This is a genomic window from Halopseudomonas sp. (assembly GCF_047631575.1).
Lineage (GTDB): Bacteria > Pseudomonadota > Gammaproteobacteria > Pseudomonadales > Pseudomonadaceae > Halopseudomonas.
Genome location: NZ_JBLIAB010000003.1, coordinates 48,507 through 64,260, shown reverse-complemented (window position 1 = coordinate 64,260; position 15,754 = coordinate 48,507). Strand labels below are relative to the sequence as shown.

15 protein-coding genes are annotated in these 15,754 nt (G+C 57.3%); 3 read left to right on the top strand and 12 right to left on the bottom strand.

Annotated elements, in window-relative coordinates; translation table 11 throughout:
• Positions 1-81: 81 nt before the first annotated feature.
• The 4 genes from ACJAXR_RS07015 to ACJAXR_RS07000 form a co-directional block, all read right to left on the bottom strand.
• Positions 82-501 (bottom strand): hypothetical protein, encoded by a 420-nt coding sequence (locus ACJAXR_RS07015; RefSeq protein WP_415057545.1) that lies wholly within the window; start codon positions 499-501, stop codon positions 82-84.
• Positions 502-624, bottom strand: a complete 123-nt coding sequence (locus ACJAXR_RS07010; protein ID WP_415057544.1) for a hypothetical protein — start codon at positions 622-624, stop codon at positions 502-504.
• Between the two features lie 229 nt (positions 625-853).
• A complete protein-coding gene (locus tag ACJAXR_RS07005; RefSeq protein ID WP_415057543.1) occupies positions 854-1,789 on the bottom strand; it encodes a glutathione S-transferase family protein in 936 nt (311 codons plus the stop codon).
• A gap of 13 nt (positions 1,790-1,802) precedes the next feature.
• On the bottom strand, positions 1,803-2,162 hold the full coding sequence (locus ACJAXR_RS07000) for a GIY-YIG nuclease family protein (protein ID WP_415057542.1): 360 nt from the start codon (positions 2,160-2,162) through the stop codon (positions 1,803-1,805).
• 29 nt (positions 2,163-2,191) lie between these two features.
• Between ACJAXR_RS07000 and ACJAXR_RS06995 the strand changes: the two genes are divergently transcribed.
• Positions 2,192-2,674, top strand: coding sequence for an asparaginase domain-containing protein (locus ACJAXR_RS06995; RefSeq protein WP_415057541.1), 483 nt, complete (start codon positions 2,192-2,194; stop codon positions 2,672-2,674).
• 38 nt (positions 2,675-2,712) lie between these two features.
• Here the strand turns inward: ACJAXR_RS06995 and tldD are convergent, their stop codons facing one another.
• The 8 genes from tldD to mreB form a co-directional block, all read right to left on the bottom strand.
• A complete protein-coding gene (gene tldD, locus ACJAXR_RS06990; protein ID WP_415057540.1) occupies positions 2,713-4,155 on the bottom strand; it encodes a metalloprotease TldD in 1,443 nt (480 codons plus the stop codon).
• Positions 4,156-5,007 (bottom strand): carbon-nitrogen hydrolase family protein, encoded by an 852-nt coding sequence (locus tag ACJAXR_RS06985; RefSeq protein ID WP_415057539.1) that lies wholly within the window; start codon positions 5,005-5,007, stop codon positions 4,156-4,158.
• Between the two features lie 5 nt (positions 5,008-5,012).
• Entirely contained in the window at positions 5,013-8,885 is a 3,873-nt protein-coding gene (locus ACJAXR_RS06980; RefSeq protein WP_415057538.1) for a YhdP family protein, read from the bottom strand.
• A gap of 15 nt (positions 8,886-8,900) precedes the next feature.
• Entirely contained in the window at positions 8,901-10,358 is a 1,458-nt protein-coding gene (gene rng / locus ACJAXR_RS06975; RefSeq protein ID WP_415057537.1) for a ribonuclease G, read from the bottom strand.
• Between the two features lie 66 nt (positions 10,359-10,424).
• Positions 10,425-11,057, bottom strand: a complete 633-nt coding sequence (locus ACJAXR_RS06970; RefSeq protein WP_415057536.1) for a Maf family protein — start codon at positions 11,055-11,057, stop codon at positions 10,425-10,427.
• Complete coding sequence (gene mreD / locus ACJAXR_RS06965) at positions 11,047-11,520, bottom strand: rod shape-determining protein MreD (RefSeq protein WP_415057535.1); 474 nt, start codon at positions 11,518-11,520, stop codon at positions 11,047-11,049. The genes ACJAXR_RS06970 and mreD overlap by 11 nt, the downstream gene beginning before the upstream one ends.
• Complete coding sequence (gene mreC / locus ACJAXR_RS06960; protein WP_415057881.1) at positions 11,510-12,433, bottom strand: rod shape-determining protein MreC; 924 nt, start codon at positions 12,431-12,433, stop codon at positions 11,510-11,512. The genes mreD and mreC overlap by 11 nt, the downstream gene beginning before the upstream one ends.
• Before the next feature lie 138 nt (positions 12,434-12,571).
• Positions 12,572-13,609 carry a rod shape-determining protein MreB gene (gene mreB, locus ACJAXR_RS06955; protein WP_096344701.1) on the bottom strand — a complete coding sequence of 346 codons (1,038 nt, stop codon included), beginning with the start codon at positions 13,607-13,609 and terminating at the stop codon, positions 12,572-12,574.
• Positions 13,610-13,933: 324 nt separating this feature from the next.
• Between mreB and gatC the strand changes: the two genes are divergently transcribed.
• The gene (gene gatC, locus ACJAXR_RS06950; protein ID WP_415057534.1) at positions 13,934-14,221 is read left to right on the top strand and encodes an Asp-tRNA(Asn)/Glu-tRNA(Gln) amidotransferase subunit GatC; all 288 of its coding nucleotides are present in this window, start codon (positions 13,934-13,936) and stop codon (positions 14,219-14,221) included.
• Positions 14,222-14,296: 75 nt separating this feature from the next.
• Complete coding sequence (gatA, locus tag ACJAXR_RS06945; protein ID WP_415057533.1) at positions 14,297-15,748, top strand: Asp-tRNA(Asn)/Glu-tRNA(Gln) amidotransferase subunit GatA; 1,452 nt, start codon at positions 14,297-14,299, stop codon at positions 15,746-15,748.
• Positions 15,749-15,754 lie beyond the last annotated feature (6 nt).

The window sequence follows — 15,754 nt, the reverse complement described above, 5'->3', positions numbered from 1 at the left end:
AGACGGCTATACAGCCGCGTCGCGGAATATCCGTCCCACCATCATCGCATGCGTAGCGGCATTGCTGCCGACCGGTGCGATCTATTCGATATGAGAATATGTCTGGCTTGGACTCCCACCGAACGGCAGCTGATCAAAAGGCGTGATGCGCTCCTCGATACAAATGCTGTGACGCAGGAGAAATAGTCCATTCACAGAGCGAACCAGCCCGTCGCTGGCATGGGCAAGAAAGTCCGCCGCGGCCCGCTGCTCTTCGCCACCGTTCAGCGGCAACTGCTTTACCCTTGCTGCATCTATGTCGAGTAACGATTCAGCATCGATGGATTCCCGACGCACCGAGTGGCAATAGGCATCCACCGGCAGGTCATCGAATTTGACCTCCAGCTGTTTCAACTGATATTGATAGGACGCTCGGCACCGCTCCAGGTTCCGCTCAAATTCATCGCGCAAGGCATCATCAATGCGCTTGCCAACATCGGCATCGGCATCAGCGGCGTTCAATTAACCCATAAAACGTTGAACTGGCTCAGCACAGTGCGCCTGCGCATCGGCTGGATCAGTCTTGGGCGGTGCCTGGGTCGTATCGGCCAGGGTTGGCAATGACAATGCGAACACGATCGCCATTGCTAAAAACATCTGGCACAGAAAGGTTTTTTTAGTCGTTAAAACCATCGCGCCTGATGCAGCCTGCTGACATATTCAATGACCGTTCGGCGACTGCCGTGTCGGCGGGGAATATATGGCGACCAGTGGTGGCTAAATGATCAAGTCCTGAAACCAAAAAGCTCTGATTCCTCTGTATTATGACATCGGGCTCCTGCGCGCGAATACCGCTCAGAAGCCCAATCAACGATCAAGCCGCCTGGATGCGAAAGCCAAATCGTGGAAAGTGCACCTGAACCTGGCCGGCACGCTCGTCATCGCGCGCTATCACGACTTCTTCAGCGTCTTCGTATACCAGCTTGCCCGCCACTGGGTCGGTACCGTAATCCACTGCGTTGACCTGCACCGTTTGACCAACTTGCAAACCTTCCGGGCTGGCAAAGTCGCTTGCAGTGTACGCACGAGGGGTGCCATCGTTTGCTATCTGCAGCGCAGCCGAGGAATCCAGATCAGTCTGCGAACCATGACCAAAGTCGGCCATACGTGACATCCAGTCTCTGACTGCTGGATAGCCATCGAGCGCACCGGCAACCGCCGCATTGCTGGCAACGAACCACAGTGGATGATAATAGGCGAAGTCTGCGATACAAGCCTGATTGCCTAGCACGTACTCGCCGTCTCTTTTCAGCTGGATTTCCAGACGACTCAACAGGGTTGGCCACTGGGAAAGAGCCACAGGCGCTTCCAAGCGACTGGCGCTGCCACCCTGAAAAAGCTTTTGTCGATCGGCCATAAAGCCTTTGACCATGGCCTCCGGAGCACCGGCAAAACGGGCAGCCAGACCATGGGGCTGAAAGTTGATGGCTACCGCGTGCTGAAATAACACTTGATCAGCGAATTGTGCCAGGGCCGAGCTAGCCGCTTCGCGCCCCTCGGGAAACAACGCAGGAGTGGCCTTTCTCTCCTCCAGCAGTCTTGCGATCAACGCCGTATCGCAGTAAATGTCAGCGCCAACCTGCATCACCGGCGTACGCCGATAGCCACCAGTCAGCGCGATCAGATCAGGCTTGGGCATCGCTGCGGGAATCATTACCGATTTCCAGGCCAGCCCCTTGAAGCCCAGCATCAGGCGGACCTTCTCGGCAAACGGGGATTGCGGGTAATGGTGCAGAATCAGATCGCTCATAGGTATTCTCCAGTCAAGGGTGGCTTAGCTTAACTGGTGCGCAAGACGCTGCAAAGTCACTCTTGGGAACAAATGACGCGACATTGGCCTGACTAATCAGTTGCTCCTTGGCCGTCTTGCCCAGAGCCTTGATAACTATTTCCCGCCGCAACGCGTCGGTGTGGCCGTGACAGACCTCTGTCCATACCAGTGCCTGCGCCGGACTGCGGTTGAAGAAACGCGCACCTTTACCCTGTTGATGCTGCACAAATCGCCGTGCCGGATCCGTGCTGATGCCGGTGTATAGATAGCCGTTCTCGGCACGCACCATATACACCCACCAGATTCTGACTGCCTCCGGCGCGGGGCTGCTTTCAGGTGTATCTACAGGCATACTGATTTCCGTCACTGTTGGAGCAACCCATGTTTATACAAATTTATGGTACCGGCGGCACCCTCGACAAGCTCTATTACGATGCACTAAGCGAGTATCAGATCGGTGAGCCGGTAGCTGGAGAGCTGATGGAGCAGGGGCGGGCCAACGTCGGTTATTCTGTCCAATCACTTATCAGAAAAGACAGCCTCGAATTGGATGACGCCGACCGACAACTGATCCACGATACGGTGGCAGCATGTCCCTATGAACATGTGCTGATCACCCACGGCACCGACACTATGACCGTGACAGCGGCAGGTTTGGCGAACATACCCGATAAAGTCATCGTGCTGACCGGCGCGATGCAGCCCGCTCGTTTTCGTGATTCTGATGCCCTGTTCAACCTAGGCCTGGCAGTCGGGGCGCTCAATACACTCGGCCATGGTGTCTATATTGCGATGAGCGGACGAGTATTCCCTGCCGATCAGGTGAAGAAAAACCGACTCGCAGGACGCTTCGAGAGCCCCTGAGGGCCCATCGAACGTTCAGCGCTATGAATCGATGCGCCTTAGCCAGTACCACCGACAGTAATCTGGTCGATCTTGACGGTCGGCTGCCCGACGCCCACCGGCAATGACTGACCGTCCTTACCGCAGGTTCCGACACCGCTATCGAGCGCTAGATCATAACCTACCATGGACACTCGGTTCATGACTTCCGGGCCGTTACCAATAAGCGTCGCACCTTTCACCGGGGCCGTAATCTTGCCATCCTCTATTAGATAGGCCTCGCTGGTGGAGAAGACGAACTTGCCACTGGTGATGTCGACCTGACCGCCACCGAGATTCGCGCAATAAATACCCTTCTTGACTGACTTGATGATGTCCTGCGGATCACTTTCGCCGGCGAGCATATAGGTGTTCGTCATCCGCGGCATAGGCAGGTGGGCGTAGGATTCGCGACGACCGTTACCCGTAGCAGCCACGCCCATAAGACGCGCATTGAGCTTGTCCTGCATATAACCTTTGAGAATGCCGTTTTCGATCAGCGTGGTGCAGTTGGTCTGATTGCCCTCATCATCCATACTCAGCGATCCCCGACGGCCTGGCAGCGTGCCGTCATCGACAATAGTGCACAGGCTGGATGCCACTTTCTCTCCCACCCGCCCGCTGTAGGCCGAGCTGCCCTTGCGGTTGAAGTCGCCCTCAAGACCATGGCCGACCGCCTCGTGCAACAGCACTCCGGACCAGCCTGGCGCCATGACCACCGGCATGCTGCCGGCCGGTGCCGAGATCGCACTCAGATTGACCACGGCCTGGCGCACCGCTTCTCGGGCATAACCCATCGCGCGCTCTTCCGCTTCGAAAAAGCGATAGTCTGTTCGCCCGCCGCCACCGGAGCCGCCCCGCTCGCGCCGGCCGTTGTGTTCGATGATGACACTCACGTTGAGCCGCACCAGTGGCCGAATATCACCTGCCCACGTGCCGTCGCTTGACGCCACCAGCACCGTATCGTGAACACCACCCATACTCACAGACACCTGGGTGATACGTGAATCCAGACTTCGGGTATAGGCGTCCAGCCGCTGTAGAAAAGCAACCTTGTCTGCTTGAGGCATGACATCCAGGGGATTCTCTGCGGAGTATAAGGGTGCGCTGTTGCCGCGATCCCAGGCCTTTACGCTGCCTGCCTGGCCGGACCGGGCTATCGAGCGGGCTGCACCCGCCGCCTGACTTAATGCGGTCAGACGGATATCATTGCTATAAGCAAAGCCGGTTTTCTCACCAGACTGAGCGCGCACACCCACCCCCTGATCGACATTGAAGCTACCCTCCTTGACGATACCGTCTTCCAACACCCACGACTCGCTGATCTGGTGCTGAAAGTACAGGTCAGCCGCATCCACACCAGGCGTGGAGACTAACTGGCCAAGGACGCCCGCGACGCTGTCAGGGCTGAGATCGGCCGGCATAAGCAGGCGATTTTCCACTTGGGTTAAAACATTACTCATTCAATCTGACTCCTTGGCGGCCGCGGCAATGATGTCCGCCTGCGCGAACCGGCGATGTTGGGCAACCGGCATGCGTTCACGAATTTTTTTCAGGTAATTGATATCGATACTCTGACAAAGGACCGCTTTACCCTCGACCAGGGAGGCCTGAACCTCACCCCAGGGATCAATGAGGCAACTTCGGCCAAAGGTCTCACGACCGCCAGGGTGAAGCCCACCCTGATTGGCAGCAAGAATGTAACACTGGGTTTCGATCGCCCGGGCGCGCAGCAGCACTTCCCAATGCGCCGCCCCGGTAACCGCGGTAAATGCCGAGGGTACCACTATCAGATCCGCTCCGGCGCGGCGTAATGCGATATAGAGTTCGGCAAATCGAAGATCGTAACAAATACTCAGCCCGACCCGGCCTACCGGCGTATCGATGCAGACGATTCTATCGCCATAGGCGTAATCGTTGGATTCATGGTAGCTGCCCTGGCTGTCGTCCACATCGACATCGAAGAGATGTAACTTGTCATAGCGGGCCACCTCCTGCCCCTGGTCATCAAAAACCAGACAACAGGCCATCGGTTTATTGCCTTCGGCGCGTGGTAACGGAATACTGCCACCAATCAACCAGATCCCGTGCCGACGTGCCTGATCCGATAGAAAACGTCTAATGGGTTGCTCGCCGACCAGTTCCGCCTTGGCGATAGCCTGCAGACTGCGGTTACCGAGCGCGGCGAAGCATTCTGGCAGGAGCACCAGTTTCGCCCCCGCGCCTGCGGCCTCGGCTATAAGCGGCGCGGCCTGATCCAGATTGGCCTGCACATCGGGACCACTGATCATTTGTATCGCTGCTACCTGATGCATGCTGATCACTCCTCAAGGGCTGCTTCGTTATCAAAAGCCCTGTCGAACTCAATCGTAGGCTGCTGCCAGTCCCCACTGATTCGGTATTTTACCGAGGCAAACCGCGCTACCCGGTCGCCCAGTATCTTGTCGGCGAGAAACAATACGCCACCAATATAAGGCGCCCCAGCGATAATGGCCGCCAACGGCAGGTTATTAGTTACTGGCAAGGTTACCAGCATACCCATATCAATGCTGCCTGCCGGCAGGTCCAACTGACCGTCTAGCTGCACCTTGGCTCCCGGCCCGTCCATAATCAAAGGGCTACGGGTGCGCATAACACCATCTTTAAGCTGCAGATCACCGGCGAGAGTGTCATAGGCGGTGCCGCGACCGAACAGGTCACTGAAATCGAGCCGCAACCGGCGGGTCAGGGCGTTGAAGTTAAGCAAGCCGAACACACGCAATGCATCGGCCGAGCCTTCGCCGCTCTGCAATGTACCGTTGCGCGCATTGATCTGCAGATCACCGCTGCTGCGTCCGAGCGCGAAGAAAACAGGCGAACCGGACCAGACCAGACTCGCGGTGGTAGCGAAGCTTCGGCTAGTCAGCGTTGGAGCGTAATCCCATGCCCGCAACACCTCGCTGATGTCGTCAGTGTTAAGTTTGCCCCGAAATCCGCTGGTCGGTCCTGCTGCGTTCCAGTCCATGTCACCTGTCAGATGCAGTCCGCGCAGATTCACATCCAGACCGGTTATACGCGCTCCACGTTGACTTGGACGCATCTTAAAGCTCAAGCCTCCCACTGGGTCGGCTCCCCAGTATAAGGTATCTATGTTGACATCTACGGGGGGCAGATCAAAGGGGTTCACTCCCGGAAGGGGATCCTCGGGCACCAAAGGACTGGCCAGAGCATCAACCCGCGGCGCGTGATCCTCCTGTGCCAGAGAAAGCCGCTGCATGTTGAATACCACTGGCTGAGCTTTCAGATTCGGAACGATAACTTGACCGCGCATGCGGGGCTGGTCGATATCGAATAGCCAGCCGGTCTCGTCACGAATTGCACTCATGGCCAGATCATCCAGTGTCTGACCGAAACCGATAAACTCATCCACACGCAGGTCTAACGTCCGCACATAGGCTATTTTGGCACTGGGTCTTTGACTCGGATCCGCCGCTTCTGTGCCCTGCATCTGATCGGGCAGCAAAGTCCGGTTCTGTTTGACCCATTGCTGCCAAAGGGGCAACTCAATCTGCTCGAAACGCGCCGCCAGACTCAAGCCTGGCTCACTACTCAGCACGGGGTTGCCACTACGATAGCGCACGTCGCCACGCATACTGGGCCCGCCTGTTTGCACAACCGCCTGGAGGTCTGACCCGAGAGTCAACCGCCAGTTCTGGCTCTCCCCGCGGCGCGTCAGAATAAGTCTGCTCGGCAGACTCTCATCCTCGGTTTTGGCAAGGGGGCCGGGCAGGTCAATGGCTACGCCTACCAGGTCGCTATCGATCTGTAACGAGATCGTTGGCGTTGCGATTACGCCACGCGCCTCCCAGGCCAACTCGCCGCTGAAAAGGCCCTCGGGAAGGCCAGATAACATGGACCAGTCCTGCAGCGCGTCGATACTGTGGCGTCCGGTGAAAGTTCCTTCCGGCCTACCATTCTGACTGCTGATACTGCCAGCCACAGGGTTACCCAGAAACAGCCCTCTGAGTCCTTCGGCCTGCAACCCGCTGGCAGAGGTATAGGAAAACTGTCCTGCAAGGTCGCTTAGCGTGGTCTGAAGTAACGGAATCGACAGGGTCGACGCGTCCACACGCCAGGCAACATCAACCAGAGGCGCGGCACCCTCCACAAGGTTCAACAGCAGTGCCAGCTGACCCTTTACGCGCCCATCACCCATCCAGCCTTGTAGCGTATTCTTAGTCAAATCAGCCAGCGGCGTCTCCTGCATCAACCGCAAACCGTCCTGCAATGGACCCGACACATCACCTTTGACATTCAGTGCAAGCGGATCAGTTGGTTGCGCGCGGTCAGTGGTAACGCGTATATCGGTAAGCGCTGTATCCCAGAGCTGCGCAGAGGCTTGGTCAATCCGCACCAACAGATTGTCCACCCGCAATGTTCCATCCACCGCCTGAAGTCTTGGCCAACCCCGCTGGAACGTGAGACCACCATCCTCCAGCCGAGCGTACAGGGAAAATTCCCGCTCAGCCGGCAAGGCATCGCGTAGCAATGAGCCCTGATAACTAAAGATGGCCAGGGGTACAGGTCCCTCAATCTGAGCTTGATCAATCCATTGCGCCAGCTTTGAGCTGAGTGCAGGTGCGCGCGTGGGTAGATAGCGTGTACTAAAGCTCGCTTGAGTATCGTGCAGCGACACTCTAAGGGCCATCGTCGGCGTTATGCCGTTCATCGGCAGTTCCAGCTGGAGTGTAGCGGCACCTACCCCCTCTTCACTTTCTACTCGAAACCCAGGCGCATTCAGCCGTAGGCCCTTTGCTTCAGACCATTGCCAATCCATTTGACCAGTGAGCCGATCATATGACCATGCCTGGGGAAACAGTTTTGGCAAATGCATACTCCATTTATCACTGGCGACCCGCAACTGGCCCTTGGACGGGCTACCAATCAGGCTACCACTGATACCCTGTATTGCCGGCGCCCCCTGCCACGCCTGCACGCCAACGTCATCCAGCAGTGCTTGCCAACGGATGGTGCGCCAGTCACGGGCAGTCCCTTCACCTTCCAACAAGATCTGACGCACTGTACCTTGGGGGGCCAGTGTCACCAGAGTAGCCGCGGCTTTCTCGGAGAGTAGATGGGCAGGTATCATCTGCACCAACAGGCCCAGAGACAAACTATCAGCACGCAACTGCCACCGATCTTCGGCTATGTCGCGTGAAGCAAAGAAGCGGCTTACAGGCCAAGCCTGGCCGCCCAGCTGGAACTCAATGTCTTGAATGCGCAATTGTTGCGTTTCGCCCCATTGCAAAGCGAAATCTGCCCGCAAATCGTCGATTGCCGGAATGGACTGCGTGGGATCCAGCCGAACAAAAGGCGCCTTTAACCGCCCCTGCAGGGACTGTAATCGCTGTTCTTGCCAACTACCCCAAAACTGTCCGCCAGCAGTTAAGGCCTCCAGACGGGCCAGTTCAAGCCAGGTCGGCGGCACATGCTGCACCCAGTCGATCGGCGGCAAGTCGAGGAAAAAACCCAGGGACATATCCTGCCAGCGTTTGCCGTTCTGCAGGGCGCTGACCTGCCAACGAGCCACCCCCCCTTCTGGCAGATCGACTTGGCCATCCAGCCGATGCCATCCGGCACCATTCAGCAGCGAGATCTCACCCTTTTGAAAAACCCATTGTGGCCGCTCGTGAGGACTGACGAGAATATGCGTATCGAGCAAGGTAATACGACGCTGTTCAAACAGCATATTCAACGTCGCATCGAGATCAAAATCACCGGTTAACCGCTCCCCCAGTCCATGCAACCGCCAGCGGCCTTCAGCCTCCTGCACCAGTTCGAGGGCAAGCCCTTCAATCTGCAAGGCATCCATGACCAGCCTGCGTTGCCAGAGGCTCGACCATACATCGATCCGGGCCGTGACATGGTCGAGCGCCACCAGAGTAGGACCAGCGGGATCAGATGTCTCGTGGACACGCAAACCGCGCAAGGTCAGCACCGGCTGGGAGCCCTGCATCTCGCCACGCAAGCTATCCACCGTTATAGCTCGTCCGGTTTTATCCTCGACCCATTGGAGCAGTTCGGCACGGTAATCAGCGATGGCCGGGACAAACTGGCGGCCCAGACTCACGTAGGCAGCCGCCACCAGCAGCCAGGCCACCAGTAGCAAGATCAGACCATCGAGAACGCGGCTCAACCAGCGTTGCTTGTGCATCGGCTCAGTCCATCATCACATCAACACCACATCGTACTGTTCCTGGGTATAAACCGTTTCCACTTGGAACCGGATGGGCCGTTCGATAAAAATTTCCAGATCGGCCACGTTGCCAGACTCCTCGTCCAGCAAACGGTCAATGACCGCCTGTGAGGCGAGTACCGTGTAGGCGCCAGCCTGGTAAGCCCGGGCCTCGCGAAGTATCTCTCGGAAAATTTCATAACAGACACTTTCTGGCGTTTTCTGGATGCCCCGTCCGCTGCAGCAGGGGCAGGCTTCGCACAAAATCTGTTCGAGGCTTTCGCGGGTACGTTTGCGGGTCATCTGCACCAACCCTAATTCAGTGATGCCTATAATGTTGGTTTTAGCGTGATCACGCTCGAGTTGTTTTTCCAGCGTTCGCAAGACCTGACGCTGGTGCTCCTCATCCACCATGTCGATGAAATCGATGATGATGATACCGCCCAGATTACGCAGCCGAAGTTGCCGGGCGATCGATATAGCCGCTTCCAGATTCGTCTTGAAAATGGTTTCTTCAAGATTGCGATGACCCACGAAGGCACCGGTATTGACGTCGATCGTGGCCATGGCTTCAGTCTGGTCGATAACCAGATGCCCACCGGACTTGAGCATGACCCGTCGCTCCAGCGCCTTCTGAATCTCGTCTTCGATACCATACAGGTCGAAAATGGGCCTCTCACCAGGGTAGTGCTCCAGGTGGCTTTCCACTGCCGGCATGAGCTCCTGGACAAACACCTCGACTTTCTGAAAGGTTTCACGAGAGTCAACACGGATCTTTTCAGTACGCGGGCTCACCAGATCACGCAAGGTGCGCAGTGCCAGGGGCAAGTCTTCATAAATCACCGATGGCGCCACAGCGACCTGAGTCTGCTGGGCAATTTGCAGCCACAATCGCCTGACGTAGCGTATATCGGCGAGTATTTCATCTTCGCGAGCGGCCTCGGCGGCGGTACGCAGGATAAAACCGCCTGCCTCGTCCACGCCCTCAGTTTCCACGCACGAGGCCACCACCTGCTTGAGCCGCTCACGCTCTGCCTCTTCTTCAATTTTCAGGGAAATCCCGACATGCGGGGTGCGCGGCATATAGACCAGAAAGCGTGACGGAATGGACAGATGGGTCGTTAGTCGGGCGCCTTTGGTTCCTATAGGATCCTTGGTCACCTGAACTACCAGGCCCTGGCCTTCGTGAAGTAATACGTTAATCGATTCGACCGCCTGCCCTTCCCGCTCTGAAACCTCAGAGGCATGGATGAAAGCTGCGCGTTCCAGTCCAATATCGACAAAGGCAGCTTGCATTCCCGGTAGCACCCGGACCACCTTGCCTTTGTAGATATTGCCGACAATGCCCCGACGCAACGTACGCTCGACGTGAACTTCCTGCAGCACACCGTTCTCAACCAAGGCAACCCGGGTTTCCATCGGCGTAATATTGATCAGTATCTCTTCGCTCACAGGCTCTGCTCTCCAGACCAGATCACCAGGCAACGGCGTCGATCGCAATCCTTGACGATCTGGATATTATGCTTCGGAAGGCCTGAATGGACTCTCCGTTTCAAGGCTTTGCCAGCAGCCGATACCGTAATCGGCCAGCAGCCGGACGGTCTCAGACAAAGGCAGCCCAACCACCGCGCTGTAGCTGCCTTCTATTTTCTCAACAAAGACCGCACCCAGGCCCTGTATGGCGTATCCACCCGCCTTGTCTCCCGGTTCTCCGGTGGTCCAGTAGGCTTGGATCTCGTGTTCTTCAATCACCCGCAAACAGACCCGAGCCTCTACCAGAACAATGCTAATGCGCTCATCCGCGGTCACAGCCACCGCTGTCATCACCTTATGCCAGCGACCTGACAGTTGACGCAGCATACGTGCAGCGTCAGCAGCATCGACCGGCTTGCCTAGAATGCGTCCACCCACAACTACTGCGGTGTCAGCCGCCAAAACAATGGCTCCCTTCGGTACCTGGCTCTGGCCAGCCATGGCTTTAGCCCTGGTCACCCGTTCCACGTAGTGTGACGGCGGCTCATCGGCCAACACGCTCTCATCAATATCGCAGCCAAACTGGCGGTGAAAGATACCGACTTGCGCCAGCAGAGCACTGCGCCGAGGCGAAGCAGAAGCCAGGAATAAAACAGGCTGGATCAGATCAGAGTACATGAAAGCGCCGCCTTACGCCGCGCAGAACGGAAAACACCCAGGGCCATAGAACGGCGCTGACAATGACGGGTAACAGGAAAAGCAATGTGGGCGGACGGCTGCCGGTAAGACTGTTCAGCCACAACAGCAATATCTGCGCGATGCCCAGTACGGGAAGCATCACCAGACTCTGCTGCCACAGCGGGAACCGCCGAATGCGCTGGTGCAACAAAAGCATCATCCAGGCAATCAGTGTCATTACCAGCGCGTGCTGGCCGAATATCTGCCCGTAAAGCACATCGATTGCCAGGCCGGCGACCCAGGCAGTCAACAAGCCTACCCGATGGGGTAACGCCATGACCCAGTAAGCCAGCACCATCGCCAACCACATGGGGCGACCCAACTCGAGCATGGTAGGCATCGGCATCACACTCAGCAGCAGGGCCACAGCGAAGGTCATACCGATAACGAAGCTATTGCGCATCGCGGCTCTCCCCTTCTGCCGAAGTTACTTCATCTATTTCGCTCGCACCAGCAGCACCCTCCGCCGATGCACCCGTATCGGGTTGTTCGACCCCAGGCTCCTGCAAGTCAAGCGCGGGTAAGACCTCCCCATATCCGGACTCGGCGCTGAAAACCAGTAACATGTATCGGCTCCGGTTCAGTTGCGCCGTAGGCGCTACACGAACGTCAGCGAAGGGCTGGGCCGGATCCTGATTGACCGAAATGACTCGACCGACCGGATAACCCGCAGGGAATCGCTGCCCCAAACCGGAGCTGACAAGAATATCGCCCACTCGGATATCCGCGGTATCACCAATAAAGCGCAGTTCAAGCCACTCGTTGTTACCCGTACCGCTGGCTATAGCACGCAAACCATTGCGATTGACCTGTACTGGCAGACTGTGAGTAGTGTCGGTGATCAACAAAACGCGGGCAGTGTAGGGCATGACTTCGACTACCTGCCCCATTAAACCGGCGGCATCAAGCACCGGCTGCCCGAGGAATACCCCATCACTCTCGCCCCGGTTGATGAGGATGCGCTGGGTGAAAGGATTCGGATCAACGCCTACGAGTTCAGCTACCAGCACCCGCTCATCAACCAATGAGGACGAGTTGAGCAATTCGCGCAGGCGCACATTTTGTTCGGTCAAGGTAGCCAGTTTCTGCAGCTTGCGCTGTATCAACAAAGCCTCGGCGCGCAGGCGTTCATTTTCGGCAAGCAGATCAAGACGACTGGAAACCAGCTGATAGCCAGTATCCCAGCCACGAACTGGCAGATCGGCCATGTAATAGACTGGCGTCAACAACAGGCTCAGATGCGAGCGCAGAGGCTGCAATGTGGCAAAGCGGGCATCAACCACCATCAGCGCGATTGAAAGCACCGAAAAGACCAATACCCGAACACCCAATGAAGGGCCTTTGATAAACAACGGTTTAATGGCAAGCTCCTCGCAGCTGCAAGCCTCAGCCCGTCAGCAGCAACCCGCATGGACAGCAGCACACTGCCAGCAGGAGCGCTGTTCGGTGTCCGATCACTCGGTAGAGAGCAGATCCATAGTGTGCTGATCCATCATTTCCAGCGCCTTGCCGCCGCCACGCGCAACGCAGGTAAGGGGCTCTTCAGCCACGATGACTGGCAAGCCGGTTTCCTGGGTCAACAGCTTGTCCAGATCCCGCAGCAAAGCACCGCCACCAGTCAGAATCAAACCACGCTCGGCAATATCCGACGCAAGCTCAGGGGGTGACTGCTCGAGCGCACTCTTGACCGCTTGGACGATTGTGGCCAGTGATTCCTGAAGCGCTTCGAGCACTTCATTGGAGTTCAGCGTGAAGGCGCGGGGCACGCCTTCCGCCAGATTACGTCCGCGAACATCGACTTCCAGCACTTCGCCACCTGGGAAGGCAACACCGATTTCCTGCTTGATCCGCTCAGCGGTCGACTCACCTATCAGACTGCCGTAGTTGCGACGAACGTAGGTCACAATGGCTTCGTCGAAACGATCGCCACCTACTCTGACGGACTCGGCATACACGACACCGTTGAGGGAAATCAGGGCAATCTCAGTGGTACCACCGCCTATATCCACGACCATCGAGCCACGAGCTTCTTCAACCGGCAGACCGGCACCGATCGCGGCAGCCATCGGCTCTTCAATCAGAAACACTTCGCGCGCGCCAGCGCCTAGGGCTGATTCGCGAATAGCTCGGCGCTCAACCTGGGTAGACTTGCACGGCACACAAATCAACACTCTCGGGCTGGGCTGGATAAAGCTGTTCTCGTGCACTTTGTTGATAAAGTACTGCAGCATCTTCTCGCATACGCTGAAGTCGGCGATAACTCCGTCCTTCATCGGACGGATAGCTTGGATATTCCCCGGCGTACGGCCCAGCATGCGCTTGGCGTCAGTACCGACCGCCACCACGCTCTTCTGGTTGCCATGCGTGCGAATAGCCACTACAGAGGGTTCGTTGAGGACAATGCCGCGATCGCGGACATAGATAAGGGTATTGGCAGTGCCCAGGTCGATGGATAAATCACTGGAGAACATGCCGCGGATTTTTTTGAACATGCGTTGAGTACACCCTAGGACGCGTGGGTTAATTGTATGAGAAACACTGATAAGTTACCTGCGGTCACGCCTGGCTGCTCTGCCATTAAGTAAGGCGAAGACAACAGGCAGCAGAACTGGCAAGGCGGCGGGGGTAGGTACGCTCGCAGTAAACTGATCGGTACTTCCAGAAGTGTCGCAACTCTAACAACGGCGGGGTTTTTGGGCAAGGCGAGACTGTGGTAAATTCGTCCCTTCGTCCGGTTTTATACGACAAAACCACGTTATGCTCAGCACATCAGGTAAATTCAGTCCGCTCAGCCCTGTTTCACGGAGAACAGCACCATGGCATTAGACCGCAAAGCGGTGGAAGACATTGCGCACCTGGCCCGAATCGCCTTGAATGAGGACGACATTCCTGCCACCACAGCAAAGCTCTCCGGCATTCTCGATCTGATAGACCAGATGCAGGCAGTCGACACGCTAGGCGTGACACCCTTGGCGCATCCACTGGAGACCATCCAACGTTTGCGGGCCGACCGGGTCACCGAGACCAATCAGCGCGACGCATTGCAGGCTATTGCGCCCGCGACTGAGGACGGGCTCTACCTCGTGCCACGCGTTATCGAGTGATGTATCACGAACACCCTGTAAAGAGCGCCGCCATGCCATTGCGCACCAGACCGCGCCCAGCAATGAGACTATCCCATGCATGAAAACACCCTGGCCCAGCTTTCGCGGGCCTTGCAGAGCAAGACGCTATCGAGCGTCGAACTGACCGAACATTACCTCAAACGTATCGAACGGCTGGACCCGGTGCTCAACAGCTTTATTACCGTCGCACCCGAGCTGGCACTGGCCCAGGCCAAGGCTGCCGACGCACGTATTTTCGGGGGTACCGCCACGCCATTGACCGGTATTCCGCTGGCTCACAAGGACCTGTTCTGCACAACAGGCTTGCGTACCAGCTGCGGCTCGAAAATGCTCGACAACTTTATTGCTCCCTATGAGTCCAGCGTGACTACGCGATTCATTGATGCGGGTGCAGTGACACTGGGCAAGACCAATATGGACGAGTTCGCGATGGGCTCATCCACCGAATCCAGCTTTTATGGTCCAACCCGCAACCCATGGAACATCGATCATGTTCCAGGCGGCTCATCTGGCGGCTCAGCCTCGGCAGTCGCCGCTCGTCTTTGCGCCGCAGCCACCGGCACAGATACCGGCGGCTCGATCCGGCAGCCGGCAGGCTTTACGGCGCTGACAGGGCTAAAGCCAACCTACGGCCGAGTATCCCGCTGGGGGATGATCGCCTACGCCTCAAGTCTCGACCAAGCAGGCCCCATGGCGCGTTCGGCGGAAGATTGCGCGCTGATGATGCAGGTCATGGCGGGTTTCGATGAGCGTGACTCAACCTGCGTTGACGAACCCGTGGCCGACTACAGCGCGGGCCTGAACGATTCGTTAAAAGGTTTGCGCATCGGTCTACCGAAAGAATACTTTAGCAACGGCCTGGATGCAGCGACCGCCGACGCGATTCATGCAGCGGTCAAGGAGTTTCAGGCACTGGGCGCGGAGGTCAGGGAAATCAGTCTGCCCAACGCCGAGCTGGCGATTCCGGCCTACTACGTTATCGCCCCAGCTGAAGCCTCTTCCAACCTGTCGCGGTTCGATGGCGTGCGCTTCGGCTATCGCTGCGAGGATCCAGCGGACTTGACCGACCTGTACAAGCGCTCACGCGGTGAAGGTTTTGGCCCCGAGGTCAAGCGTCGCATCATGGTTGGCGCCTATGCGTTGTCAGCCGGTTACTACGATGCTTACTACCTGCAGGCACAAAAAATTCGCCGCCTGATCAAGAACGATTTCATGGCAGCCTACGAGCAGGTCGATGTCATCCTCTGCCCAACCTCACCGACACCCCCGTTCCGCCTCGGTGAAAAGATTGACGACCCCGTCAGCCTGTACCTCACCGACATCTATACCATCACCGCCAACCTGGCTGGCGTACCGGGCATAGCGCTGCCAGCCGGTTTTGCCAATGGACTGCCGCTGGGCATGCAGTTGCTAGGCCCCTATTTCAGCGAGGCACGCCTGCTAAACATCGCACACCAGTACCAGCAGGTGACCGACTGGCACAGCCGCGCTCCAGCAGGCTATTGAGAGGAT

Coding starts and splice junctions, on each gene's coding strand:
- ACJAXR_RS07010 (WP_415057544.1), bottom strand. CDS start 624: ATGGCGATCGTGTTCGCATTGTCATTGCCAACCCTGGCCGATACGACC.
- ACJAXR_RS07005 (WP_415057543.1), bottom strand. CDS start 1,789: ATGAGCGATCTGATTCTGCACCATTACCCGCAATCCCCGTTTGCCGAG.
- ACJAXR_RS07000 (WP_415057542.1), bottom strand. CDS start 2,162: ATGCCTGTAGATACACCTGAAAGCAGCCCCGCGCCGGAGGCAGTCAGA.
- ACJAXR_RS06995 (WP_415057541.1), top strand. CDS start 2,192: ATGTTTATACAAATTTATGGTACCGGCGGCACCCTCGACAAGCTCTAT.
- tldD (WP_415057540.1), bottom strand. CDS start 4,155: ATGAGTAATGTTTTAACCCAAGTGGAAAATCGCCTGCTTATGCCGGCC.
- ACJAXR_RS06985 (WP_415057539.1), bottom strand. CDS start 5,007: ATGCATCAGGTAGCAGCGATACAAATGATCAGTGGTCCCGATGTGCAG.
- ACJAXR_RS06980 (WP_415057538.1), bottom strand. CDS start 8,885: ATGCACAAGCAACGCTGGTTGAGCCGCGTTCTCGATGGTCTGATCTTG.
- ACJAXR_RS06970 (WP_415057536.1), bottom strand. CDS start 11,057: ATGTACTCTGATCTGATCCAGCCTGTTTTATTCCTGGCTTCTGCTTCG.
- mreD (WP_415057535.1), bottom strand. CDS start 11,520: ATGCGCAATAGCTTCGTTATCGGTATGACCTTCGCTGTGGCCCTGCTG.
- mreB (WP_096344701.1), bottom strand. CDS start 13,609: ATGTTCAAAAAAATCCGCGGCATGTTCTCCAGTGATTTATCCATCGAC.
- gatC (WP_415057534.1), top strand. CDS start 13,934: ATGGCATTAGACCGCAAAGCGGTGGAAGACATTGCGCACCTGGCCCGA.
- gatA (WP_415057533.1), top strand. CDS start 14,297: ATGCATGAAAACACCCTGGCCCAGCTTTCGCGGGCCTTGCAGAGCAAG.